We start from the raw sequence: 24,312 nt of genomic DNA, 5'->3' as shown, positions 1-24,312 counted from the left end.
ACGGAACGTACGCCCCGCTTTGTCAATGGTTCGGCGCTGACAGGTCTGTGAGGTGATGGCGAATGCGTGCGGATGCTGCGCGGAACCGTGCCCGGGTACTCGAGGTCGCCTATGAAACATTCGCGGCCGACGGGCTGGCGGTGCCCATCGACGAGATCGCCCGCCGGGCCGGGGTGGGTGCGGGCACCGTCTACCGCCACTTCCCGACGAAAGAGGCGTTGTTCCAGGCCGTGATCGCCGAGCGGATCCGCGGCGTCGTCGAGGAGGGCCGGACCTTGCTCGCCGAGGCCGACCCGGCCGACGCCTTGTTCGCCTTCCTGCGGTCGATGGTGCTGCAGTGGGGCGCCGCCGACCGCGGGCTGGTCGACGCCCTCGCCGGATCGGGCATCGACGTCAACACCGTGGTGCCCGAGGCGGAGGGTGAGTATCTCGCCGTCGTCGGCGACCTGCTGGCTGCAGCGCAGCGCGCGGGCACGGTGCGAGGTGACGTGACGGTCGCGGACGTGAAGGCACTTCTGGTCGGCTGCCAGGCCATGCAGAGTTACAACGCCGACGTGGCCGAGCGGGTCACGTCGGTGGTGTTCGACGGATTACGGGCGGAAGGGCAACGGTGACGGCGCTTCATTTCATCTCGGGTCTGCCGCGATCGGGCTCGACGCTGTTGGCGGCCCTGCTGCGACAGAATCCGCGCTTTCAGGCCGGGATGTCGGGGCCGCTGGCCGGGTTGTTCGACGCACTGGTCGTCCAGATGAGCGCCCGCAACGAGTTCTCGGTGTTCCTCGACGACGCCAAACGGGAGCGCATCCTGCGCGGGTTGTTCGACAGCTACTACGCCGACTGCAACGCCGAGGTGGTGTTCGACACGAACCGGGGCTGGTGTGCGCGGATGCCGGCGATCGCGCAGCTGTTTCCGGACGCGAAAGTCGTTGCCTGCGTGCGTGAATTGCCGTGGGTCATCGACAGCATCGAACGCCTGGTGCAGCGCAATGTTTTCAGCCCCTCGTCGATCTTCAACTACAGCGCCGGCGGCACGGTCTACACCAGGGCCAACGACGTCGCTTCGCAGGACGGCATGGTCGGCGGTCCCTACGACGCCCTCAAGCAGGCGTGCTACGGCGCTCAGCGTGACCGGTTGTTGGTGGTGCAGTACGAAACCCTGGCCGCCGACCCGGCCAAAGTTCTGGGCGCCATCTACGACTTCATCGGCGAGCCGGCCTTCGAACACGACTACGGCCACGTCGATTACGACGTCACCGCATTCGACGAACGGGCCGGTACGCCCGGGCTGCACACCGTGCGCGGCCAGGTGAAAGCCGAGCCGCGCGACACCGTGCTCCCACCGGATCTGTTCAATCGTTTTGTCCACGACGCGTTTTGGCGTGACCCGAGCAAGGTTCCGGACGGTCTGCGCGTCGTCTAGTCGCCGACAAGCACAGGCCCCGCACACCGGAATGTGTGCGGGGCCTGCGCTTTCGCGCCGTCGACTACGGGCTGCCCGCCCCGTCGGCGGTGGTAATCGTCTGGTTCTGGATCGGGCTTCCGGGCTTGGCAGTCGCCCCCGGTGCGGATTGGGTCAGATTCGCGCCGTTGCCCCCGGTGAACGCGACGCCGGTGCCATTGCCGCCGTCGCCTGCCGTCATCGAGTTGTTGGTGTAGGTGGCACCGGCGAGGTCGTTGATGCTGTACGCGCCGATCTGGAAATAGCCGCCCTTGCCGCCGGTGCCGCCGTTGATCCCGTCACCACCGTCGCCGCTCATCGCGGTGACACCCGTTGCGATGGCGTTCGGGCCCAGCGCGCTGATCGACGAGATGCCCTGATCCCCACCGCCGGTGCCGCCGTTGGTGGCGTTGCCGCCCTTGCCGCCGGTGATGGTGCCTTCGGTGATCGAATTCTGACCGGCGGCGTTGATCGCCACCCTGCTGCCGTTGCCGCCCTTGGAACCTGTTGTGCCGGTGGCAGTTCCGCCGTCGCCGCCAATCGCGGTCCCGCTGGCCTTGGCGTTGTTGCCGGGGGCGATCGTCACATTGCCGGTGGGACCGGACACCACCAAGTTGTCCCGGCCCGCACTCATGTAACCGAACCCGCCTTCGCCGCCCGTGTTGCCGGCGCCGTCAGCGTCGCCGCCGCGCCCACCGCGGACCTCGCCGTAAACGGTGCCGCCGTTCAGCGCCACAAACTCGGTCTGGCCGGCGCCGAGCCCGTTGGTGCCACCCGCTCCTCCGGTGCCACCGTTGGTGCCGTTGCCGCCATTACCGCCGGTGGCGGTCGCGGTGTGGTTGGCGTCGCCGATGTGACCGCCGGAGCCGGCGGTCATCTTGACATCGCCACCCTTGCCGCCGATACCGCCGTTGGCGTCACCGAGTCCGGCGTTGCCGCCTGTTGCCGTGGCGTTGGTGATGGTGGTGCCGGTGCCGGAAGCAGTGATGGCGACGTTGCCGCCGACCGCACTGTCGGATCCCTTGCCGCCCGTTGCGGAGGTGTTGGTGACCTTGGCGCCGCCGGTGACGGTCAACGACGCGTTTCCGCCGCTCTTGCCGGTGCCCGCGTCACCGCCGGTGACATGGGTGTCGGTGACTGTGCCCGTTGCACTACCGGTGACGTCGATGCTGGCTCCGCCGCCGACGGCTCCGGTGGAGTCCTGACCCGCAATCGCGGAGCTGTCGGTGATCGAGCCAAGGCTGGTGTTGAGCGACGCGTTGTTGCCGTTGGCCCCCGTGATGCCGTCACCGCCGGTCGCGGTGCTGCCGGTGATGGAGTCGTTGAGGCCTCTGGCCGTGATGGTGCCCCCGCCTCCGGCGCCGCCATTGACGCCGCCCTGACCGGTGCCGCCATCACCACCGGTCGCGGTGCCCTGGGCCGTGCTGTTGGCGCCACCGACACCGGAGCTCTGGCCCGCGCTGATGATGGCCTGACCGCCATTGCCACCCGTGACGCCGATGCCGTTCCCGCCGTCGCCGGCGGTGGCAGTGCCGCCGGCGTTGGACGAGTTGCCCTTGGCCACGATCTGCGCCCGCGCCCCACCGCCGCCGGTACCACCCGCGGAACCGTCTCCGCCCGCGCCGCCGTACGCGGAACCGCTTGCGGTAGAGGCATTTCCGGTGGTGAGCACGGTTGCGAACCCGCCGGCTCCGCCATGGCCGCCGGTGGTCGCGTCGCCACCCGCACCGCCCCGGGCGTACCCGTCGGCCTTGCTGTTGTCGCCGAGACCGGCGTAGAGCCCGGTCTGCACCCAGCCGCCGCCACCGTTGCCGCCGGTGCTGCCGGCGCCGTCGGCGGATCCGCCGCCTCCGCCGATACCTGTGCCGGTGGCCGTGCTGCCGGTCCGCTGGGCGACCACACCGCCCTGGGCGCCGGCGCCACCGGTACCGCCGTTGCTTCCGTCGCCGCCCGCGCCGCCGGTGCCTGTGCCGCTGGCAGTGCTACCGGCCGAGGTGGCTGAAACGATGCCGTCACCGCCGGCGCCGCCGTGCCCGCCAGTGGTGCCGTTGCCGCCGTTGCCGCCGGTTGCGGTCGCATCCGTGACACCGCCCCCGTTGCTCGCGGTGACGGTCGCGGCACCACCCTGACCGCCGGTGCCGCCATTGGCGTCACCGAGCCCCGCGTTGCCGCCGGTGGCGTCGGCATCGGCCACGGTGCTGCCGGTACCGGTCGCGGTGATGGTGGCGTTACCGCCGGCGGCGGTGGCGCTATTGGTGCCGCCGGTCGCGTGGCTGTCGGAGATGCTGCCGCCGTTGGTGGCGCTCACCGTGGCGTAGCCACCCAGACCGCCGGAATTGCCGTCGGCGGCGGTGGCACTGCTGTTGGCGATGGTGCCGTTGATCGCCTCGACCATGCCGATGCCGCCCTGACCGTTGACAGCGTCGCCGCCGATAGCGGTGCTGCCGCTGATGTCGCCGCCACTGTTCGGGTCACCGAAGGTGCCGGCGAACACGTAGGCCTGTCCGCCGAGGGCACCGGTGCTGCCGTTGGTGGTGGCGTTGCCGCCGTCGCCGCCGGTCGCGGTGCTGTCCGTGGCCTTGCTGTCGGTGGCATTGGCGACGATGCGGCCCTGGCCGCCGGTGCCGCCATGGCCACCGTTGGTGGCGTCGCCACCGTCACCGCCCGTGGCGGTGCCGCTGGCCTCGCTGTCTACACCGAACGCCTGGATGTTGCCGATGGTGCCGTTGCCGCCGATGCTGCCGGCGCCGGTGGCATCGCCGCCGTCACCGCTGCGCGCCGTGCCGCTGGCCTGTGCGCCCTCGGCGAAGGCGCCGACCTGCCCGCTGCTGCCGTTGCCTCCGGTACCACCGGTCAGACCGTTGCCGCCGCTGCCACCGAAGGCGTCGCCCTCGGCCACCGCGCCGGTGCCGCCCGCGACGACGCTGCCGGTTCCGCCGTTACCGCCGTGGCCGCCGCCCGACGCATTGCCGCCGGCGCCGCCGGTCGCGGATCCGCTTGCGGTGCCGTCGTTTCCGCCGATACCCGTTCGGACGAAGCCTGCCTGGATGTTGCCGGATCCGCCGTTGCCGCCGAGGCTGCCTGCACCCGTCGCGTCGCCGCCGGCGCCGCCGGTGGCATCACCAGAAGCGGTGCCGCCGGTGCCACCCTCGAAACCTGCGGTGATGTTGGCCGCACCGCCCGTGCCGCCCTTGCCGCCGTCGGTGCCGGAGCCGCCGTTGCCGCCCCTGGCGTTCGCGTCGGTGACGTCGCCGCCCAGCTTCGCGCCGACGAATGCCGCACCGCCCATGCCGCCGGTGCCGGTGCCGGTCGAGTTGCCGCCGTCGCCGCCCCGGGCGGTGCCGGTAGCACTGCTGGTCGCGCCGTCGGCCGAAACCGTGCCGATGCCGCCGGTGCCGCCGTCGCCGCCGGCCGCGGTCACCGAGCCATTGCCGCCGCGGCCACCGTTTCCACCCGTGGCAGTGCCGTCGACGGTTCCGCCATTGGTGGCGCTCAGCAGGGCGCCGCCGCCACCACCACCGCCGCCGCCGCCATGTCCGGCTCCGGCAGTGGTGGACTGTGCACCGGACCCCCCGGCGCCACCGGACCCGCCGGTTGCCGTCCCGGAGGCGCCGCCGGTGATGAGCCCGAATCCCATGCCGCCGGCCCCGCCGTCGCCACCGCTGCCCTGATTGCCCGTACTGCCCGCGACGCCGCTTTGGCCGAGGAGATTCAAGAACCCGCCGCCGGCTCCGGCCGCGCCGCCGATGCCGCCGGTGCCACCGCCGGTGCCGCCCGTTCCGCCGGTGCCACCGCTGAGATGAGCGGCGTCGCCGTTGGCGCCGGCTCCACCTACACCGCCGGTGCCGCCGTCGCCGCCATCTCCGCCGTTGCCGCCGCTGGCGAACAGGAACCCGTTGGCGTCACCGCCGTCGCCACCGTTACCGCCGTTGCCGCCTCCGACTCCACCGTCCTGGCCGTTGCCATATCCGTTGCCGTAGTCGACATTCCAATCGCCGGCCGCACCACTGGCACCGGTGATGCCGTTGCCGCCGCGACCACCATCGCCGGCGATGCCGAAGAACCAGCCGTTGGCGTCGCCACCGCGGCCGCCGTTGCCTGCGGGCTGGAGATCAAACGATGCGCCGCCGTCGCCGCCGTCGCCACCGATGCCCATGAAGCCGCCGCCGTCGCCACCGTCACCGCCGTCCATGCCGGCCCAGCCGTTCCCGCCCTCGCCGCCGTCGCCGAACCAGCCGGCATCACCGCCGTCGCCGCCGGCCTGACCGGTGGCGACACCGTCGTAACCGTCACCACCGTCGCCGATCCACAGACCGCCGTCGCCGCCATCGGGGTTCGCTTCGGTGCCGTCGGCGCCGTTGCCGATCAGGTACTGCCCCGAGATCTGGTTGATGGTGTTGCCGACGGCGGACCCGAGCGGGCTGGTGATCCACAGCTGCGCCCCGTAGTGCACCGGTTGGTAGATCCACCGGTTGACGATTTCGGTCGGGTCGAGCACCGCCGAATTCAGCGTGGGGGCAACCAATGTGTTGCGCGCAGCGGCCGTGTTGTTGTCCACGGTGAACGCTGATTGCCTACGCGCCCAGGCCATCACGGCCCAGACGCCGGGCATGTCGGCGGGCTCCGTCGGCGCGTTCGGGGTCATGATCGTGCCCAGCGTGACCGCGGACAGCAGCCCGGTAATCGGGCTGATCGGCGCGGGTGCCGGGGCAGGTGTCGGGGCGACGAATGCCTGTGGCTCGGTCGGCGCAGGATCCGCCGATCGAGCGCCGAGCCAACCGGTCGTGATGCCGGAGTCGAGCTGCTTGTCATTGGGGGTGGGATCCGGCAGGGCGGCCGCGACCCGTTCGGTCAGGTCGCTGACGCGGTGGGAGATCGGGTTGTCCTGCAGCACATTCGCCGGGGTGCGCTTCCATTGCTGCTTGGGCTCATCGGCAGTGGTGGGGTCCAGACCGTCCTTCGAGCCGGTCTTCGAGTCGGTCGAGTCGGCCTTCGAGGATGCGGGCAACTTCGGTCGCCACAGCGGGCCCCGGGTCTCGTTGTCATCGGTGGCGTTGCCGCGCTTGAGCCCGACGCCATCGGCGATGTCGTCGACAGCCTTCTTGGCCTCGGCGGCACGGTCGTTGAAGGCCTTCGTGGCTTCGGTGGCGCGCTCGCGCAGACGTTCTTGGACCTGCTTGACGGAGGGGAGACCTGGTTTCTTGGCTTTGGAGTTGGCCCCGGTGTTGCCGGTCGTGCCGGTCGTGCCGGTGTTGCCGGTGGCGCCCGAAGGCTTGTCCGCACCGGAGTTGTCTCCACTGCTCGGGCCCTCGGTGTTGACCAGCCTGACATCTGCGGATACCGACCTCATCGTCGGTGAGTCCGGTCCCAACAGAAGCATGACGCCGGCACCCGCCAACGCCACACTCGCCAGTCCTGCCGTCGCGATCGGACCTACCGCGGTCCGCCGACCACGACTTTGCGCAATGCTGTGTTTCCCCACGGTTCTCCCTGGTCTCCCGGTGCCAAAGTGACGTCAGCGTCAATAAATCTGACGACGCTGACGCGAGCCACTTCCAACGACTTTTCCCCTAGCTGGCGGTGAAACTAACGCACCGGTAATCAAGATCTCAGGTTTTTCTCAGGTGGATTTCGGCGGTTGTTGCGCACGCAATCAATCGGGATGCAGTTTTGCGTGATGCAAACGTTGAGGGCAGGGGAACTGTGCAGATCAGCAGGGGTTTGGACGTTTGCCATACTTTTGATCTTGTGTACAAAACTCATCGTGGAGTCGTCCGGCGTGTTCGCATGTCGGGCTGAACACTCCTGTGGCACTGGGGTGTTACGCCGTCGACCGGAACAGATGGCCCAGCTTTGCCGGACGCCGGGCGGAAACCCACGGAGCCTCGAGTTGGCCACGCGCCGCCAGCGCCCGCATGGCTGGCGGCACGCCGGGAGGCGACCGCGATGTCGACTCCGGCGGGCGACGGGCGGGAGTAGCGTCAGCCAGATGAAGTTCGGCATTGCCACCTTCGTCGACGACGACAGCATCGACCCCGTATCGCTCGCCCGGGCGATCGAGGAACGTGGATTCGCCTCGCTCATCGTGGCCGAACACAGCCACATCCCGGTCAGCCGCGAATCGGCCTATCCGAACGGTGGAGACCTGCCGCCGTGGTACTACAACACGCTCGACCCGTTCGTCACCCTCGCCGCCGCGGCCGCGGTGACATCCACGATCGAACTCGTCACCGGCGTCGCACTGCTGATCCAGCGCGACCCCATCCACACTGCCAAGGAAGCCGCCAGCATCGACGTCATCTCCGACGGCCGGTTCGTACTCGGCGTGGGCGCCGGGTGGAACCTCGAAGAGATGCGCGATCACGGCACCGACCCGAAAACCCGTGGCGCACTGCTCGATGAGAGCATCGAAGCCGTCACGGCGCTATGGACCGACGAGCCCGCCGAGTATCACGGCAAGTACGTCGACTTCGAGTCCTCCTACTGCCGCCCCAAGCCGGTGCAGAAGCCCCACCCGCCCATCTACATCGGCGGCAACTCCGATGCCACGGTCAAGCGCGTGATTCGTCATGGGGCCGGCTGGATCTCGAATCCGCTGCCCAGGGACGTGCTGGCCAAGCGCATCGGGCAGATGCATGACGACGGGGCGCGCGACGTGCCGTTGATGATGTTCGGTGCACCCGTCAAGGCCGACTATTGGCGTGCCGCCGAGGATCTCGGCTTCGGGCAGCTGGGGCTCTTCCTGCCGTCCGTGGGCAAAGACGAGTCACTGCGCCAGCTCGACGAGTTCGCCGCGGCGGTGCAGAAGTATCAGTCGGGAAGCTGAGTTTTCTCGGGCCGCGGTTTCGCTGCCTTCTCTGCGCAGTTTTCTACGTGGGGGTCGGCAGAGCCCGCTGAGAGCAGCCCCGCGGTAGAAACCGGCGACGGACGCGTCCGCAGTCAACCCACAGCTGTTGGCGGGCTGACCTTCAAGATCCGCGCCTACCGTCCGGCATGTGATCACCAGGCGCTCATTCCTGACGGCGACCGCCGTCGGTTCGATCGCCGCCGGGTATGCGCTGCGTGCCGGGGTGGTGCCGACCGCTCGCGCCGACCCGAACGCCGTCGACCCGCCTTCGGTCGCAGTACTCAACAAGAGGCGTCCACCCACGCAGTGGGGAATGGCGCTGCCCGGCATCACCTCATCGTTCGCCGCCGCCGGCCGCCAGATCGCCCTGACGTTCGACGCGTGTGACGGTGCCTGCGATGACGTCCTGCTCGATACCTTGCAGCGCAACGGTGTTCCGGCGGTGCTCATGCTGAATTCGAGATGGATCGACCGGAATCCGGACCGGGCCCGGCAGTTGGCGGCCAATCCCCTGTTCGAGATCGGCAACCACGGCACCCGTCATGTGCCCCTGTCCGTGACGGGTCGGTCGGCCTACGGGATCGCCGGAACCCGGTCGGCCGACGAGGTGGTCGGTGAGGTGTGGGGCAACCACCAAAAGCTGACTGCGCTGACCGGCCGGGCCCCGACCTGGTTTCGTCCCGGCACCGCGCACTATGACGACGTGGCCGTCGAGATCGTCCATGAACTCGGCGAACAACCGTTGGGGTTCACGGTCAACGCCGACAACGGTGCGACGGCTTCCGCGGCCGCCGTGCGCGCCAACGTCATGAACGCCGCGCCCGGGTCGATCGTGCTCGCCCACATGAACCACCCCCAGTCGGGTACCCACGCCGGATTCGCCGACGCGATCCCCGCGATGCAAGCGGTGGGCTGGCAGTTCGTACTACCTCGCTGACCGGGCGGGCGGCGGGGCAGCCCACATTTCTGCAGTCGCGGCTTCACCGGTCACGCTAGGTTTGTCAGGTGACGCCGGGGGAGCAAGACCGCACTGACACAAGTGCTGCAGACCGCCACGAATCAGATTCTGTACAACCGCATTACGCAATGGCGATAGGTCTGATGGCCGGGCTGCTGATCGCGGCCGTGTTGTGTTTGGGATATGCCTGGCTGCGCCGGGATCCGGTGATGCCGTTGGTGACCGACCGAGCCGACATCACCGCGATGTTGTGGCGGACGACGATTGTCGTCGGGGTCAGCGCGGTCGCGGTGATCGGCGGCTTCGTGCTCGGAGGCCTGCGCCGGCAGGCACTTGATCGACGCGCGAAGTTCATGGCGTATGCGTCGCCGGTGCTCGCGGTCGTCGGGATCGCCGGAATCAACAACCTGCTCGGCCCGGGCCGGACGGCCGAGATCTTCACGGCTGCCACCAAACAGCAGAAAGCCCTGGACCCCTTCGACGCGACCTCGGTGGCACGCACTGCATGGTGGTGTGCCTGTCTGGCGGTGCTCGCCTTGGCATTGGTGGCCGTCGCCGGTTACTGGGCGTCGCGGAGTTCCGCACCCCTGGAGCCGCCCCGGGGTGAAGCAACGGCCGCGGTGGTCGCGATGTTCGTCGTGGGGATCGTCGCGATCGCCGTGTTCACGTTCGACCGCCCGGAGTCGCCGATCAATGCTCAAACCGCGGCTCGGATCGGCGCACCCGAGTTGTCGGAGGTCAGCGGGACGGTGGCCTACCGGGTCGATGCGGGCCGCAGCGATGCAGTGGTGCCGGCCGGCGCCGGATTCGTCCGCGCGACTGACAATCCGCTGCCGGGTTCCGGGCACGGTGTCGAGGGATTCGACGGTGCGACAGGTGAAAGCAGGTGGATGCTGGGCATCCGCGACACCCGGAGCAGCAAGATCGCGGCGACAGGCGTCGGCCCTGACAGCGTGGTGGTGGCAGTGGACACCGACAATGATGGGCGTCGACGCCACCACGGGAACTCCGCTGTGGGTGAGAACCACCGGTAGCTTTCCGGACTGGGAACATCCAGGAGACCGGTCTCGGCCGGCGTCGTGCTGGTGAGTCAGACCGAGCCGACCAGTTCCACATCGGCGGCACGCGGGACCCGGCTGGATGCTCTCGCGCCGCGGACCGGTGACGTGTTGTGGAGCAAGACATTCGGTTATCGATGTGGACCCCGCGTGAATGCCACCGGCACGGCCGTGGTGGTGCAGTCGTGTGACGATGATCCGGATGTCACGGCGCGATTCTCGATCCGGCCACCGGTGCCGAGCGGTCGGCTATCCGGCAGTCCGTGGTGGGGGGATCCCATTTCACGCTCTATGCGGCCAAGAATGACGTAGGGCTGGCGGAAGTCAGTCAAAATTCTTCTGTCGTCGTCGATTTGGGGTCGGGAAAGGTTGTCTACCGTGCCCCTGAAGGGAGCCACCCGACTCTGGTCGATGACGCCACGCTGGTGCTGACCGGGCCGCAGTTCTCCGTCGTCGATCTGAAGACGGGTGCGGTGACACCGACGACGCTGAATGCCGACCCGGTATCTCGGGGCGGGCCACGCCGCTTGTGGAGCCGCGTCGGCTCCCAATTGTTGACCATCGCCCCGGACGGCCAGCTGCAGGCCGTCGACATGGCAGGAGCGGTTCGGACGTTCCCGGCACCGTGCGGTGCTGCCCGGACTGTCGAGATGCTTCCAGTCCCAGGTGCTCTGGCGGTCCGCTGCGACAAGCAGCTCATCGGAATCCGTTAGCGGTCAACGCATGCCGAGTATGTCAATTCCGTCGACGCTGCGGGGCCCGTAAACGCTGTCGGCCCAGGCGCCTCGGTAACACAGCACCAGGATGGCGCCGGGAACGGGAACGAGCCCACCGAGGTCGTCCTCGCACGGTGACGGCCTCGATGTCGACGTGCCGTCAGGGTTCACCACGGTCAGCAGCCTGTTGTGCTTCTCGTCCTGAGCAGTGGCCGTCACCATCTGATCGCCGACCTGTGCCCAGCGCTGCGCGGTGTACGTGTCTCGATCGACGGTATTCAGGCCCGGCGCGTGAACGGTTCTGCCCTCGGACACCCGGTACAGGTCGGCGGATTCACCGGTTCGCACTCGAGTGTCGAGTTGCACGACAGGGCCTGGGTATTGGCCGTCACGCTTCGAGAAGACGTCGTACGCACGTATGCCGCCGTCGGGTAGGACGGTGTCGACCCGACCCGTGTCAATGTGGACCGCGAGCAACGGGTCGGTACCGTCGTGAAACCCGTCGACTCTGACGACGATGACGTTGCCGTCTGCGGCCACTGCCTCGAAGGCGAGGTCGGTGGGGTGATTGGCCATGAACGTGAGGTCGATGGTGCGATCGGCGCCCGTGTTGGCATCGAGGACGTGCATCGCGTGGGCTTCACCGCATTTCGCCACGTAGGCGATTGCGTGGGGTAGCGCGTAGATCGTCTCGCGCGGATCGCATCGCGCTTCGTCGGCGATCGGCTGCTGCCAGCGTGGCGCGCCGGTACGAGGATCGAGGGCGGCGAGGTCGTCACCGTGCCGCACCGGTACCACCCCGGACGGCAACAGCGCCGGGCCTTTCAGAGCCCAACCGCGATCGAGGCTCCAGAGCACGGCGCCGGTCATCGCGTCGAGACCGACGAGGAAGGAGTCCGTGCCGTACTCGTTGTAGCCGGGTGCAAGAAGGTCGGCGTTGCGGCGGCATTCGGCGAGCACCACCGAGTCCGGGTCAATGCCAGTCGATTTCAGGTACATGAGGTCGCAGCCCGTCGGAAACAGCGCGACGGGGAACCGCCAGCGTTCGGCGCCGGTCGTTCCGTCGCGCCCGGTGATGGCGCCGTCGGCAGCCATGACGAATCCGGGTCCAGCAGGCAAGACCCACTCGGCGCTTCTGACCACAACCGAGTACGCGACGTCGGTGCCGACGGTCGTCGGAATATCGGGGATCGCAACGGCCGCAGCGGTGGTCGCGTGCGCACCACGGCTGCCCAGCGCCACCACACCAACGCCGGCGACGAGTGCAGCAACCAGACCGACTGCCGTCGCGCCACCCAAAACTGCCCAGGGAACCGGCGTCTGGCGGCCGTGCGCCGCGACCGCACCCGCCAACAGCAGCACGGCGGCCACGGCCAGCATCAGCCATGACGTCTGTCCCGCCTCGACGGCGGGGTGGGAGCCCGGGCCGGAGATGAGTTTCGCCCGGTCGGCCACGACTGCGCTCAGGTATGACCACGCCGTGGCAGCGGCCACCCCGGTCGCGATCCACGTGATCTGGGCGGCGATGTGCTTCCCGGCAAGCACCCGGACCCCTTGAAGGATCAGCAGCACCGCAACAACTATGGCTGCCGCCAACGAGCCGACGAGCAGAATGGTGACCGGACCGAGGCGATCGGAGCTCAGGCCGTCGGGCAATCGCACGCAAAACGCATATGCGCTCAGGGCTACTGCGCCGACGGCGAGCCCGAAGCTCAATGCGATCAAGACCAGGCTGAGCCGTGACGGCGCTTCCTCAGCGACTTCCTCGGCAGTGTCGACCATGTTCCGCGTCCCCCTCGGACCGAAACTCTGCCACAGCGCCGCGCCACATCACGTCGGGAAATTCACTGTGTGCCGCCCTGTCGGCGGGTGGGGTGCTGTCGGTTTCTACCTGGAGGTCGTCGGACCTCGCCGGAAGCGACCCTGCGGTAGAAATCGGCGGTGGGTGTGGGCGTAGAGGCGGATGTGACCCTAGATGCGGACCTCGCCGGCTTCGTTTCGCCACGGGCGAAGGCGAGAACCCGCAGTGGCCCCCTCGCAACCTTGCACTCGCCATGGTCGAGTGCTAAGAATGCAGTTGGCACTCTCGATCAGTGAGTGCCAGGTCGGGCCGGTGAGGCAGGGACCGCACCTGCGGGAGCACACCCCAGCCGTCCGTCGCGGGCACTGAACCTGACCACACAACGTGCGATCCCCTATCCGGAGGAATCACTTCGCAATGGCTAAGACAATTGCGTATGACGAAGAGGCCCGTCGCGGCCTCGAGCGGGGCCTGAACGCCCTCGCCGACGCGGTAAAGGTGACGCTGGGCCCCAAGGGTCGCAACGTCGTCCTGGAGAAGAAGTGGGGCGCCCCCACGATCACCAACGATGGTGTGTCCATCGCCAAGGAGATCGAGCTGGAGGACCCGTACGAGAAGATCGGCGCTGAGCTGGTCAAAGAGGTCGCCAAGAAGACCGACGACGTCGCGGGTGACGGCACCACCACCGCCACCGTTCTGGCCCAGGCACTGGTTCGCGAAGGTCTGCGCAACGTCGCTGCCGGCGCCAACCCGCTCGGCCTGAAGCGCGGCATCGAGAAGGCTGTCGAGAAGGTCACCGAGACCCTCCTGAAGTCCGCCAAGGAGGTGGAGACCAAGGAGCAGATCGCTGCCACCGCCGGTATCTCCGCCGGTGACCAGTCCATCGGCGACCTGATCGCCGAGGCCATGGACAAGGTCGGCAACGAGGGTGTCATCACCGTCGAGGAGAGCAACACCTTCGGGCTGCAGCTGGAGCTCACCGAGGGCATGCGCTTCGACAAGGGCTACATCTCGGGCTACTTCGTCACCGACGCCGAGCGTCAGGAAGCCGTCCTGGAGGATCCCTACATCCTGCTGGTCAGCTCGAAGATCTCGACCGTCAAGGACCTGCTGCCGCTGCTGGAGAAGGTCATCCAGTCCGGCAAGCCGCTGCTGATCATCGCCGAGGACGTCGAGGGCGAAGCCCTGTCGACCCTGGTGGTCAACAAGATCCGTGGCACCTTCAAGTCCGTCGCCGTCAAGGCCCCGGGCTTCGGTGACCGCCGCAAGGCCATGCTGCAGGACATCGCCATCCTCACCGGTGGCCAGGTCATCAGTGAAGAGGTCGGCCTCTCGCTCGAGACCGCCGATGTCGCGCTGCTGGGCACCGCCCGCAAGATCGTGGTCACCAAGGACGAGACCACCGTCATCGAGGGTGCCGGCGATGCCGACGCGATCCAGGGCCGTGTCGCCCAGATCCGCGCCGAGATCGAGAACAGCGACTCCGACTACGACCGCGAGAAGCTGCAGGAGCGCCTGGCCAAGCTGGCCGGCGGTGTTGCGGTGATCAAGGCCGGCGCTGCCACCGAGGTGGAGCTCAAGGAGCGCAAGCACCGCATCGAGGACGCCGTGCGTAACGCCAAGGCTGCCGTCGAAGAGGGCATCGTCGCCGGTGGTGGCGTGGCCCTGCTGCAGTCGGCTCCGTCGCTGGAGGAGCTGTCGCTCACCGGTGATGAGGCCACTGGCGCCAACATCGTGCGCGTCGCGCTGTCGGCCCCGCTGAAGCAGATCGCCTTCAACGGTGGCCTGGAGCCCGGCGTCGTCGCCGAGAAGGTCACCAACTCGCCCGCCGGCACCGGCCTGAACGCCGCCACCGGTGAGTACGAGGACCTGCTCAAGGCCGGCGTCGCCGACCCGGTGAAGGTCACCCGCTCGGCGCTGCAGAACGCGGCGTCCATCGCGGCGCTGTTCCTCACCACCGAGGCCGTCGTCGCCGACAAGCCGGAGAAGGCCGGAGCGCCCGCGGGCGACCCGACCGGTGGCATGGGCGGTATGGACTTCTAAGTCCTGCGCTTACGCGGAAGATCACACGGGAAAGCCCGGTCTGCTTCGGCAGACCGGGCTTTTTCGTTTCTGCAGGGGAGCGCTCAGGTGGACAGGGTCCGGGCCAGGTAGTTGAACACCGTCTGGTGTAGCTGGTACATGGCGCCTTCATGGCAGTGTTGACCGGCGCCGTCGAGGCTGTGCAGTACAACGTGTTCGTGCGGGACGCGCAGCTCAGCGGCGACGGCGGCCGCTTGTCCGGCAAAGACTTTGTCGTCCTCTCCCTCGAGCAGCAGGACCGGTGTCTGAATGGCGCCGATGTCGTCGGTGGTGAGGGTGTATGCAGCGGTGCTACGCACGTATTCGGCGAAGTTGGCGGTGCCGTTCACCCACACGCCGTTCTGCAGGCCCCACCGCGCGTTGGTGTCACTTTCGGCCATGGCGTCGAGCGCAGGCAGCGCCTCTGTGTCTCGGTGGTTTTCGATCAACGCCAGCAGATCACCCGGGATGGGCGGGTAGGACGCATAGAACGACCTCAGCCCGTCGTTGCAGACGATGGCGGCCGCCCTGTGATCGCGAGATGCATAGCGCGCCACCAGATATCCGCCGAGACTGTATCCGAAATGCGCGATCTTGTCCGCCGCGATGTCCGGGATTGTCAGCGCCCAATCCACCACCGGGCCCAGCACGTTCTCCCAATCGGGGCGGTAAGGGACCTTCTGCTCGCGAATCATCCAGCCCTGGCCGGGGCCGTCGTAGGCCAGGAAGTTGTAACCGCGACGCAGAGCTGCCGCGCCGATGACGAAATATCCCTCTTCGGCGGTCGAGTCGAAGCCATTGGTGTAGATCACCGTTGGCCGCGGGGTGCCGGTGTCATCCACGAGGAACAGGTAGCCGGGCAGTTCGGTGTTCTCGAAGGGAATCGCGACCTGCTTGACCGGCCCGTCGAGCAATTCAGCGGCTTTGAGCAAATAGTCGCGGGACAACCCGGCCAGCTCCAGCACCAGCGGATCGTTGAGTGGGTCTGCGCGCCGGTAGAACTCGGCCGAGCGGTAGTAGCTCGAAGCGCGGAAGAACGCCTCGCGTGCGCTGATCGGGTCCCCGGCTTTCAGCGAGTCCTCGCCGCGCATTGCGATGCGATCGGCAAGGGACGTCCAGGCCCGGGTCCATGCCTCCTCGTCCCCCTCCGGGATGAGGGCGGTGGTGGCGACGACCTCGCCTATGTCGGCGCCCGCGTCCGGGGCGAATCCGGCGGCGCGCAGTGTCTCGAATTTGAATGCGTCATCTTTGAAGATGAATTCCATGGGGCTTCCCTCCTCGAAAATCAGTGCGCCCCAATGGTCTCGACAAATCGCGCCGCCGTCTTTGCCGCTGGCACCGATAGGGGCTGGCCGATGTCACCCAACGGGTCTACCGGCTAGCTGGAAGATCGCGTTACCGCTGCCGGTTCTGTCGCTGGGCGCTAGCGTGGATGACTGCGGCCGGCGTACGGGCCAGTGTTATCGGTACCCGAGAACACAGGAGGCTCAGTATGACCACATTTTCGGAGCGGATCAGCCATGCCGGCTCCCTGCTCGCCGGTGAGATCGTCGAGGAGAACGAGTTCGGATCGATGCGGCGGGTGACGGCCGACAATCTGTCCATACTGAAGAACCTGTCGATCAAGCGGGTGCTGCTGAACCCGGGTGCCATGCGTACCCCGCACTGGCACGCCAATGCCAACGAGCTCACCTATTGTGTCTCCGGCACCGCGTTGGTGTCGGTGCTCGACAATCACAGCCGCTTCGCGAGCTTCATCGTGACCGCCGGGCAGATGTTCCACATCGATTCCGGTGCCCTACACCACATCGAGAACATCGGCACCGACGTCGCGGAGTTCATCATCGCGTTCCGCAACGAACGTCCCGAGGACTTCGGGCTCGGTGCGACGTTCGGTGCGTTCACCGATTCCGTGCTGGGCAACACCTACGACCTGCCGTCGGCCGATATGGCCAAGATCCGCCGTACCACCACCGACCACAAGCTGGCGGCCCGCGTCGGCGCCCCGGATATCCCCGCGGCGGCGTACTTCGACGACCCGCACAAGTTCGACATCGAGGCCCAGGCGCCGGGCCTGAACTACGCCAGCGGCAACGCACGCTTTGCCCGCGATCAGTTCTGGCCGGCGCTCAAAGACATCTCGATGTACTCGCTGCGTGTCGCCGAAGACGGTATGCGCGAACCTCATTGGCATCCGATCACTGGCGAGATGGGCTATGTCCACCGCGGTGATGCCCGGATGACGGTGATGAATCCCGATGGCACCCTTGATACTTGGACATTGACCACCGGTGACATGTACTTCATCCCGGCCGCCTACCCCCATCACATCGAGAACCTCGGTGCCGAGGACTGGCACTTCCTGATCTTCTTCGACCAGCCCTTCCCCGCGGACATCGGTTACAAGGCTTCGGCCAGCGCGTACTCGCGAGAGGTTCTGGCCGCTGCGTTCAACACGCACATCGACGATCTGCCCGTGTTTCCCTTCACGCCCGTCGACCCGCTCGTGGTCAATCGCATCAACCCCGTCGACCCGCCGGCCACGGTCTGACCGGACCTCGCTCCGTCACGCGCCAAGGAAACCGACATGTGCATATCAGCGACGATCTGCTGGAACTCGTCAGCCCCTGAGTTGGTGTTCGTTGGCAGGCAATGGGATATGAGCGCTGACGGTGGTTCCGGCGCCGGCTTGACTGGTCACCTCGAAGCGTCCCGACAGCGCTTCCACACGGTCCTTCAAACCGATCAGTCCAGAACCCGCAGCCGGGTTCGCTCCGCCGACGCCGTCGTCGGCGACCTCGATGTGCAGGGCGGTCTCGCCGGCCGTCACCCGCACGATCACCTCGTGCGCCTTGGCGTATTTGGCGGCATTCGTCAGGGATTCGGCAACCAGGTAGTAGCCGGCCACTTCGATCGATTCCGCCATCCGGCCAGTCAGCTCGACAGTGAGGTCGACCGGCACCGGTGATCGGCGGGCAAGGGTCTTCAGGGCGGGCCCGAGGCCGCCCCGGGAGAGTACCGCCGGGTGCAGGCCGCGAGACAGTTCTTGCAGGTCGGTGTGCAAGTTGGAAAGGGAGTCGACGAGGGCGTCCATCCGGGGTCGAAGTACGGTGTCGTCGTCCGGTAGCGTGGCTTCGATGGCCCTGACTTCGAGTCCCATCGACACGATGCGCTGCTGTGCTCCGTCGTGGAGATCCCGCTCGAAACCACGCCTGGCCTGGTCGGCGGCGGCAACGATACGGGCGCGCGACGCAGTCAGCTCTGTGCGGGTCTCGGCGTTGTAGATCGCAGTGGCAACCAGGTCGGCGAAGTCGGTGACCCGTACTTCGATGTCCTCGGGCAACGGTTCAGAGCTGACACTGCTCGCGATGAGTGCACCCCAGATACGGTCGCCGACCAGGATCGGTGCCCCGGCCCCCGAGCGCATGCCGAGGTCGTCCAGCCGCGCGGCGGCCGCACTGCCGCGGTGCCGGTATGTTGTCACCCGGGCCGGCGCCCCGGATCGGGCGATGAGGCCGACAACGGTGCCAGAATCGAGCCCGAAGCGTTCTCCGCTGGGCAGGCGGCGGTCGTGGGAATCTTGAGATCGAGACGCCAGAACTACTGCGTGAGAGTCAGATTCATACCGGAGTAAGGTGGCATGCTCGATGTCGAGGCCGCGTCCGAGCTCGTCGACGACCACCTGATAGAGGTCGGCAGGTTCGACACGGCGGGCAACCAAAGTGGCGACCCGGCGCAAGGCCGCCGCCCCTCGCAGCATCGTGCGCGCCAGCTCTGCGGCATCATCGGCTTCCCGCCGCCGTTGTTCGGACTCTACCGCGCGCAAACGTGCCTGCCCGACAAGGAGATTCGTCAACAACGCCAAGGTGAGGAAAACGACGATGGCGGGTGCCAGGCTGCCCTGCCACTCACTGACGTGAAAGTAGACGTAGGCCAACGTGCTGGCGATCGACATCGTGATGGCAAGGCGAAAACCCCACCCCGCCGAGACCACCAACACTCCGAACAGGAACACCGCACCGAACGCGTTGTCCGGCGCAATCCGCTTCAGCTGATCGACGATGACGAATTCCAGTCCGATGAGGACAACGGCCGTGACGATTCCCCACCGCACCGGTGGGGTGGTGGGGCGGAGCAGAACGGCCAACAGCCGTTCGCGTCTGGTGCGGCCGCGCGGAGGAGTATCCGTCATGGCCGACGGGGTGGTGGTCACGGCCGCGAATTTCTTCCGGGTAGCCGCAATGCCGGTTGGTTGCTGGATCTGCCACTCTCGAACAATGCGGAGCGTAATGGAGACACCATGCGCTGTCTGATCGTCGACGACAGTGCAGCGTTCGGCGATGCCGCACGCCGCATCCTGGCGGGCTCGGGGGTCGATGTCGTGGCGGCGGCAGCGACCGGCGCCGAGGCGCTCCGGTACACCCGCACCTTGCGACCCGACATCGTGCTCGTCGACGTGGATCTCGGAGATGAGAACGGTTTCGACGTCGCCGAGGACATCCATCGCCAGATATCACCGTGCCCGGCGGTCATCATGATCTCCACGCACGACCAAGAGGATTTCGCCGATCTGACCGCTGCCAGCCCGGCGCTGGGGTTTCTGCCGAAGATGAGCTTGTCTGCCGCCGCCATCCGCAGGTTCATCACCGAGCTTCCAGGTACATGATGACGGCACGGACCCGCCGGTGGTCGTCGCCGGTCTCCGGCAGGCTCAGCTTCGTCAAGATGCTGCGGACATGCTTTTCCACGGTGCCCTCGGTGACCCACAACCGCCGTCCGATACCGGCGTTGGACAGTCCTTCGGCCATCAGCGCCAACACCTCGTGCTCGCGCGCGCTGAGCGCGGACAGCGGATCGTCGCGGCGTTGCGCCGAGATGAGTTCTTGGACCAGCGCCGGGTCGACAACTGACGCGCCATTGGCTATCCGCTTGACCGTGTCGATGAAGTCATCGACGTCGGTGACGCGACTTTTCAGCAGATAGCCCACGCTGTGGCCGCCGGCCAGCAGCTCCACTGCGTGCTCGACGTCGACGTGTGCCGACAGCACCAAGATGGCGGTCTCGGGGTACTTCTGGCGAATCAATTTCGCCGCATCGAGTCCTTCGCTGGTATGGGTGGGCGGCATCCTGATATCGACGATCGCCAACTGAGGTTTCAGGTCGTGAACCAGATTGACGAGGTGCTCGGCGTTCCCGGCTTGCCCGTCGACCTGCAAGCCGCCACGCTCGAGGAGGCTGGCAAGGCCCTCCCTGAGCAACACGTCGTCATCGGCAACGACCACTCGCGTTTCGTGCACGGGGTCATTCTCGCATCGCAGGGATCGCGATGTGAGGCGTGGATTCTCGCTGTTCAGTGGGCAGTTCTCGCGTGCTCGGGGAGCCTGGCGCGTTGGGTCAGTTCTCCGACAAGACGATGCAATCGCTGTCGCACTGGCCCGGCGGGCCGGGCGCGGCCGCTTTGCGATGCAGTACCGCGCGACTGGGCACGATCTGATGCGCCTCGTCCTCGGTCGCACCGGCTCGGCCCCGCCCGTCGACGATCAGCGAATACCCACCGGACTGCCGCGGCGGACAGACCAGCGTCGCGTGCTCGTGGGACGCGAGGTTTCTGCGGGTGTGACCGCCGACCGGGCCGACGTGGATGACGCCGTTGACCAGGTGTGGCTCCACCGCGACAGTGTGCGCGTGGTAGTTGTCGTCGACCGTGACGAGATAGGCGAACGTGTAGTCCGCCAGCTTGTCGGCCAGCTGGTTGAGGTCCACTTTCACGCTCATGACGTGAGAATAGGCCGGTTGACGGCCCGGGGTGCCCGACCTGTCAGACCGGTGAAGATTGGCGTCCGCGCACGAGCCGGGGGGTGCTTCGGGCGGGCTCGGCTAGGCTCACCGATACCCCGGCAACGCCGGGGCCGTGGTGTCCAGTGAAGTCGAGTGCCCAGGTGATTCTGGAATGTCCGCGCTGTCCCGCAACTGTGAAGCCGCGCCACCCGGTGCGGATAAGCCAGGTCAGCTGAGCCACGGACGACAACCTCCTCGGATGAAGGACTGGTTCTAGTGAGACGCGTGGGCTGCCGGTTGGCGGCAGTGTCGGCAAAGCTCATCCTCGCCGCCAGCGCACCCGCCCCGGATCCCGGCGGGAGCGGCGGCCAGTCCCCACCTCAGCGCATCGTCTCACTGAGCCCCTCGGCGACAGAGACACTCTGGGCGCTCGGTGCCGGTAATCAGGTGGTGGCCGTCGACGGCCAGTCGAACTATCCGAGCGAAGTGCCGATGCCCGTTCGGGACGAGGTGCGTCCATGGACGTGATGTTGTTGGGCACCGGCAGTGCCGACGGCTGGCCCAGCCCGTTCTGCGCGTGCCGGTCATGTCGGTGGGCGCTGGTAGCCGGCGAGATTCGCGGGCAGACGGCAGCGCTCATCGACGACACTCTGTTGATCGATTGTGGTCCTGAGGCGCCGCGCGCTGCGCTGCGCGGAGGACGGACTCTGGCCGCGGTTCGCCACATCCTGTTGACCCACGGGCATTTCGATCACGTCGGACCCGCAGCTCTGGTCATGCGGCACTGGGTGGGCCGGACGGAGCCCCTCGACGTGGTGGGGCCGCCCGGTGCGCTGGATCAGTGTCGCGACTGGGTGGGGCCCGATGACCCGATCCGATTCCGCGCGGTACACCCGGGCGACGAGTTGATCCTGCCGGCGCCCGGAGGCGACTTTACCGTTCGCGTGGTGGCTGCCGAGCACTCCGATGGAATCGTGGACGACGCCGTCCTCTATGACGTAACCCGCTCGGGGACAAGGTTCCTATGGGCTACTGACACGGGCCCGCTGCCGGAGGAGACGCACGCGGCGGTGGCAGGCGCCGGGTTCGACGCCGTCTTTCTCGAGGAGACCTTCGGTACCCGTACCGAGCACCGCGCTGACCACCATGACCTTCGGTCATTCGCGCGCACGCTGGCCCAGTTGCGGGAATCGGGTGCGGTGCAAGCACATACCGATGTCATCGCTGTTCATCTGAGCCATTTCAACCCACCGGGGCCCGAACTGGCCCGGGTGCTGCGCCGATACGGTGCGCGTGCCGGCCGGGACGGAGAGGTGGTGTCGTTGGGGGAGTCAACGGCGTCGGTGGCGGTCCCGCCCTCGCGCACATTGGTTCTCGGTGGCGTGAGGTCAGGCAAATCGGTACAGGCCGAAACGATGCTGGCCGGCCAATCGCAGGTGGTGTACGTGGCGGCCGGCGGCCCTCGGCGAGGTGACTCGGACTGGGCACAACGTGTTCAGCGCCACCGGGACCGTCGACCCATGGAATGGCAAACCGCCGAAACCTCCGACATCGCAGCAATATTGCGTGCCACCGAGGTGCCGGTCCTGGTGGAGTGCCTGGGTACCTGGCTGGCGGCGCGGATGGATCGGCACGGTTGCTGGGACGGTGCGCCGCTGGCGTCGGTCGAGCGCGATGTCGATGAACTGGTGGCGGCCTGGCGGCACTGCGATGTCACGGCAGTGGCGGTGAGCAACGAGGTCGGCAGCGGAGTAGTGCCGGATACCGTCTCAGGGCGCCTCTTTCGCGATCTGCTCGGAATCGTGAACACGCGGATCGCCGCGGAATGCGACGAGGTGGTGCTCATGGTGGCAGGTACCGCGGTCCCGCTGCCGGGGCCCGGCGCCGGGCTCAGACAGGAGCGCCCTGCCGCCCCCTGACCAGCCGGCCGGGTCGCGCGTCGGTCGGCACACCATTCTCGGCGATGACCTCACCGGAGACGACGGTCGCGACGTAGCCGTCGGCGGTCTGGTCGAGGCGACGTCCACCGCCGGGGAGATCGTAGGCGACGACGGGACGGTGCAGCCGCAATGCCGCGTGGTCGATGACGTTCAGATCGGCCTTGTAGCCCAATGCAATTCGACCGCGATCGGCCAGCCCAGCGACCCTGGCCGGCACCGAGGTCAGTTCCCGGACGGCGTCGGCGACGCTCAGCGTGCCCGTGCTGCGGTCGCGGACCCAGTGTGTCAGCAGGTAGGTGGGGAAGCTGGCGTCGCAGATCATCCCGTAGTGCGCCCCGCCGTCACCGAGCCCCAGCACCACGTCGTCGCGGCGGAGCAGCTCGGCCACGGTGTCGAGTGAGTTGTCACGGAAATTGGCCAGCGTGACCAGCAGCATGGCGTGCCCGTCGTCGTCGAGCAGGCGGTCATAAGCCTCCTCGAGCGGGTCGACGCCGCGGGACCGGGCCCGCGCACCGATGGAGTTCGACGGGTCGGGCTCGTAGTCGGGCTGTTCACCCAGCGGGTACATGTAGTCCCAGACCTGCACCGCGAACATCAGCGGATGCCCGTCACTGGCCGAGGTGTCGTTCAGAATGCGTTGACGCACTTCGGGTTTGCGCATCTCCGCGACCCGCTCGGCCAGCGGTAGGTGGGCGATCTCGCGGTAGCTCGGGTAGAGGACGAACGGGTTGCCGGACAACTCCAGGCCGAGCACGAGTCCGATCGGCCGCGGGAAGATCTGGGCGGTGATCTCGCCGCCGTTGGAGTTGGCCTTCTCCACCATGCGCAGCGCGTCCTCGAAGAACGCCGGGCCGGCGTTGCCGATCGCCAGCGTGAACGTGACCGGCAACCCGACGTCTGCGGCCACGTCGAACACCGTCTGCAGCGCCGGCTCGTAATCACCCGCGACCAGGTCCGGCACGAACTGGATCAGGCCGCCGCCTGCGTCGTCGACCCCTCGGGCGATCGCCTCGATCTCGGCGTAGCCGGCGTCGTAACTGGGAATCGGCCGGCCGCTCTCGGTCTTGTGGATGGTCAGCCGCGACGAGGCGAACCCCAGCGCGCCGCAGTTGACCGCCTCGGCGGCGAGCTTGCGCATCAGCGCCAGATCTTCGGTGTTCGCGGGCTCGCGGTCGATGCCGCGTTGGCCCATGACGTACACCCGCAGGGGAGAGTGCGGCAGGAACGCCGCCACATCAATATCGAGCTGTCTGGCCCCTAGTGCGTCGAGGAATTCGGGGAACGTCTCCCATGTCCACGGCAGTCCGTCGACCATGACCACCCCGGGGATGTCCTCGACGCCGGCCATCACGTCGACGAGCACGTCGTGGTCGTCGGCGCGGCATGGTGCGAACCCGACACCGCAGTTACCCATGACGGCCGTGGTGACCCCGTGCGCCGAGGACGGGTTGAGCCGTTCCGACCAGATGGCCTGCCCGTCGTAGTGCGTGTGCAGGTCGACGAAACCGGGCGTGACCAACAGTCCGGTGGCATCGATCTCGCGCGTGGCGGTCCCGGTCACGGAACCGATCTGGGCGATGACGCCGTCGCGTACGGCGATGTCTCCCACGTACGGTTCGCCGCCCAGGCCGTCGACGATGGTTCCGCCACGGATGCACAAGTCGTAGGTCACCTAACTAACGTACGACGCCACGGCCGATCACGGAACAGGCGCG

Annotated in this window: 17 protein-coding genes and 1 pseudogene; 11 read left to right on the top strand and 7 right to left on the bottom strand. The window is 67.5% G+C overall.

What is annotated here, in order from left to right:
• The first annotated feature begins 62 nt into the window (after nucleotides 1-62).
• Complete coding sequence (locus AC4ELH_RS19090; protein ID WP_064957125.1) at nucleotides 63-614, top strand: TetR/AcrR family transcriptional regulator; 552 nt, start codon at nucleotides 63-65, stop codon at nucleotides 612-614.
• Nucleotides 611-1,420 (top strand): sulfotransferase family protein, encoded by an 810-nt coding sequence (locus tag AC4ELH_RS19085; RefSeq protein ID WP_498885966.1) that lies wholly within the window; start codon nucleotides 611-613, stop codon nucleotides 1,418-1,420. The genes AC4ELH_RS19090 and AC4ELH_RS19085 overlap by 4 nt, the downstream gene beginning before the upstream one ends.
• 64 nt (nucleotides 1,421-1,484) lie before the next feature.
• Here AC4ELH_RS19085 and AC4ELH_RS19080 read toward each other — a convergent pair whose 3' ends face one another.
• Entirely contained in the window at nucleotides 1,485-6,818 is a 5,334-nt protein-coding gene (locus tag AC4ELH_RS19080) for a beta strand repeat-containing protein (RefSeq protein WP_498885964.1), read from the bottom strand.
• A gap of 609 nt (nucleotides 6,819-7,427) precedes the next feature.
• Between AC4ELH_RS19080 and AC4ELH_RS19075 the strand changes: the two genes are divergently transcribed.
• From AC4ELH_RS19075 to AC4ELH_RS19060, 4 genes are all read left to right on the top strand, one after another.
• Complete coding sequence (locus tag AC4ELH_RS19075) at nucleotides 7,428-8,264, top strand: LLM class F420-dependent oxidoreductase (protein WP_498885963.1); 837 nt, start codon at nucleotides 7,428-7,430, stop codon at nucleotides 8,262-8,264.
• 169 nt (nucleotides 8,265-8,433) lie between these two features.
• The gene (locus AC4ELH_RS19070) at nucleotides 8,434-9,222 is read left to right on the top strand and encodes a polysaccharide deacetylase family protein (protein ID WP_498885960.1); all 789 of its coding nucleotides are present in this window, start codon (nucleotides 8,434-8,436) and stop codon (nucleotides 9,220-9,222) included.
• 149 nt (nucleotides 9,223-9,371) lie between these two features.
• Nucleotides 9,372-10,277: a hypothetical protein gene (locus AC4ELH_RS19065; protein WP_498885958.1), complete on the top strand. Its 906-nt coding sequence runs from the start codon at nucleotides 9,372-9,374 to the stop codon at nucleotides 10,275-10,277.
• A 377-nt stretch (nucleotides 10,278-10,654) separates the two neighbouring features.
• The gene (locus AC4ELH_RS19060; RefSeq protein WP_498885956.1) at nucleotides 10,655-11,014 is read left to right on the top strand and encodes a hypothetical protein; all 360 of its coding nucleotides are present in this window, start codon (nucleotides 10,655-10,657) and stop codon (nucleotides 11,012-11,014) included.
• Nucleotides 11,015-11,017: 3 nt separating this feature from the next.
• Here AC4ELH_RS19060 and AC4ELH_RS19055 read toward each other — a convergent pair whose 3' ends face one another.
• Nucleotides 11,018-12,799 carry an outer membrane protein assembly factor BamB family protein gene (locus AC4ELH_RS19055; RefSeq protein WP_498885955.1) on the bottom strand — a complete coding sequence of 594 codons (1,782 nt, stop codon included), beginning with the start codon at nucleotides 12,797-12,799 and terminating at the stop codon, nucleotides 11,018-11,020.
• 436 nt (nucleotides 12,800-13,235) lie between these two features.
• Here AC4ELH_RS19055 and groL point away from each other — a divergent pair, with 436 nt between their 5' ends.
• A complete protein-coding gene (gene groL, locus AC4ELH_RS19050; protein WP_064880671.1) occupies nucleotides 13,236-14,861 on the top strand; it encodes a chaperonin GroEL in 1,626 nt (541 codons plus the stop codon).
• Between the two features lie 83 nt (nucleotides 14,862-14,944).
• On the opposite strand, the gene AC4ELH_RS19045 is transcribed toward groL, so the two are convergent.
• Nucleotides 14,945-16,144: an alpha/beta hydrolase family protein gene (locus AC4ELH_RS19045; protein WP_498885953.1), complete on the bottom strand. Its 1,200-nt coding sequence runs from the start codon at nucleotides 16,142-16,144 to the stop codon at nucleotides 14,945-14,947.
• Between the two features lie 227 nt (nucleotides 16,145-16,371).
• Between AC4ELH_RS19045 and AC4ELH_RS19040 the strand changes: the two genes are divergently transcribed.
• On the top strand, nucleotides 16,372-17,430 hold the full coding sequence (locus AC4ELH_RS19040) for a cupin domain-containing protein (RefSeq protein WP_498885951.1): 1,059 nt from the start codon (nucleotides 16,372-16,374) through the stop codon (nucleotides 17,428-17,430).
• A 69-nt stretch (nucleotides 17,431-17,499) separates the two neighbouring features.
• Here AC4ELH_RS19040 and AC4ELH_RS19035 read toward each other — a convergent pair whose 3' ends face one another.
• The gene (locus AC4ELH_RS19035; RefSeq protein ID WP_498885949.1) at nucleotides 17,500-19,092 is read right to left on the bottom strand and encodes a sensor histidine kinase; all 1,593 of its coding nucleotides are present in this window, start codon (nucleotides 19,090-19,092) and stop codon (nucleotides 17,500-17,502) included.
• An 87-nt stretch (nucleotides 19,093-19,179) separates the two neighbouring features.
• Here AC4ELH_RS19035 and AC4ELH_RS19030 point away from each other — a divergent pair, with 87 nt between their 5' ends.
• Nucleotides 19,180-19,545, top strand: a complete 366-nt coding sequence (locus AC4ELH_RS19030; protein ID WP_064880680.1) for a response regulator — start codon at nucleotides 19,180-19,182, stop codon at nucleotides 19,543-19,545.
• On the opposite strand, the gene AC4ELH_RS19025 is transcribed toward AC4ELH_RS19030, so the two are convergent.
• The gene (locus AC4ELH_RS19025) at nucleotides 19,523-20,176 is read right to left on the bottom strand and encodes a response regulator (protein WP_498885946.1); all 654 of its coding nucleotides are present in this window, start codon (nucleotides 20,174-20,176) and stop codon (nucleotides 19,523-19,525) included. The two genes, AC4ELH_RS19030 and AC4ELH_RS19025, sit on opposite strands and share 23 nt — an antisense overlap.
• 97 nt (nucleotides 20,177-20,273) lie before the next feature.
• Nucleotides 20,274-20,654, bottom strand: a complete 381-nt coding sequence (locus AC4ELH_RS19020) for a hypothetical protein (RefSeq protein WP_064880683.1) — start codon at nucleotides 20,652-20,654, stop codon at nucleotides 20,274-20,276.
• Nucleotides 20,655-20,978: 324 nt separating this feature from the next.
• Here AC4ELH_RS19020 and AC4ELH_RS19015 point away from each other — a divergent pair.
• Together AC4ELH_RS19015 and AC4ELH_RS19010 are read left to right on the top strand one after the other, a co-directional pair.
• A pseudogene (locus tag AC4ELH_RS19015) lies at nucleotides 20,979-21,152 on the top strand (ABC transporter substrate-binding protein); the annotation flags it as partial.
• Between the two features lie 23 nt (nucleotides 21,153-21,175).
• Nucleotides 21,176-22,576, top strand: a complete 1,401-nt coding sequence (locus AC4ELH_RS19010; protein ID WP_498885944.1) for a bifunctional adenosylcobinamide kinase/adenosylcobinamide-phosphate guanylyltransferase — start codon at nucleotides 21,176-21,178, stop codon at nucleotides 22,574-22,576.
• Here AC4ELH_RS19010 and AC4ELH_RS19005 read toward each other — a convergent pair.
• Nucleotides 22,548-24,269: an N-acyl-D-amino-acid deacylase family protein gene (locus AC4ELH_RS19005; RefSeq protein ID WP_498885942.1), complete on the bottom strand. Its 1,722-nt coding sequence runs from the start codon at nucleotides 24,267-24,269 to the stop codon at nucleotides 22,548-22,550. The genes AC4ELH_RS19010 and AC4ELH_RS19005 overlap by 29 nt on opposite strands.
• Nucleotides 24,270-24,312: the final 43 nt, after the last annotated feature.

This window comes from Mycobacterium shunyiense, from assembly GCF_058270075.1.
The sequence above is the reverse complement of the archived record's forward strand: the minus strand, read 5'-3'. Positions and strand labels throughout refer to the sequence as shown.

What these genes read in the sequence shown, in the direction of transcription:
- AC4ELH_RS19090 (WP_064957125.1), top strand. Translation starts at nt 63, where the DNA reads ATGCGTGCGGATGCTGCGCGGAACCGTGCCCGGGTACTCGAGGTCGCC.
- AC4ELH_RS19080 (WP_498885964.1), bottom strand. Translation starts at nt 6,818, where the DNA reads ATGCTTCTGTTGGGACCGGACTCACCGACGATGAGGTCGGTATCCGCA.
- AC4ELH_RS19075 (WP_498885963.1), top strand. Translation starts at nt 7,428, where the DNA reads ATGAAGTTCGGCATTGCCACCTTCGTCGACGACGACAGCATCGACCCC.
- AC4ELH_RS19065 (WP_498885958.1), top strand. Translation starts at nt 9,372, where the DNA reads ATGGCGATAGGTCTGATGGCCGGGCTGCTGATCGCGGCCGTGTTGTGT.
- AC4ELH_RS19055 (WP_498885955.1), bottom strand. Translation starts at nt 12,799, where the DNA reads ATGGTCGACACTGCCGAGGAAGTCGCTGAGGAAGCGCCGTCACGGCTC.
- groL (WP_064880671.1), top strand. Translation starts at nt 13,236, where the DNA reads ATGGCTAAGACAATTGCGTATGACGAAGAGGCCCGTCGCGGCCTCGAG.
- AC4ELH_RS19045 (WP_498885953.1), bottom strand. Translation starts at nt 16,144, where the DNA reads ATGGAATTCATCTTCAAAGATGACGCATTCAAATTCGAGACACTGCGC.
- AC4ELH_RS19040 (WP_498885951.1), top strand. Translation starts at nt 16,372, where the DNA reads ATGACCACATTTTCGGAGCGGATCAGCCATGCCGGCTCCCTGCTCGCC.
- AC4ELH_RS19030 (WP_064880680.1), top strand. Translation starts at nt 19,180, where the DNA reads ATGCGCTGTCTGATCGTCGACGACAGTGCAGCGTTCGGCGATGCCGCA.
- AC4ELH_RS19020 (WP_064880683.1), bottom strand. Translation starts at nt 20,654, where the DNA reads ATGAGCGTGAAAGTGGACCTCAACCAGCTGGCCGACAAGCTGGCGGAC.
- AC4ELH_RS19010 (WP_498885944.1), top strand. Translation starts at nt 21,176, where the DNA reads ATGGACGTGATGTTGTTGGGCACCGGCAGTGCCGACGGCTGGCCCAGC.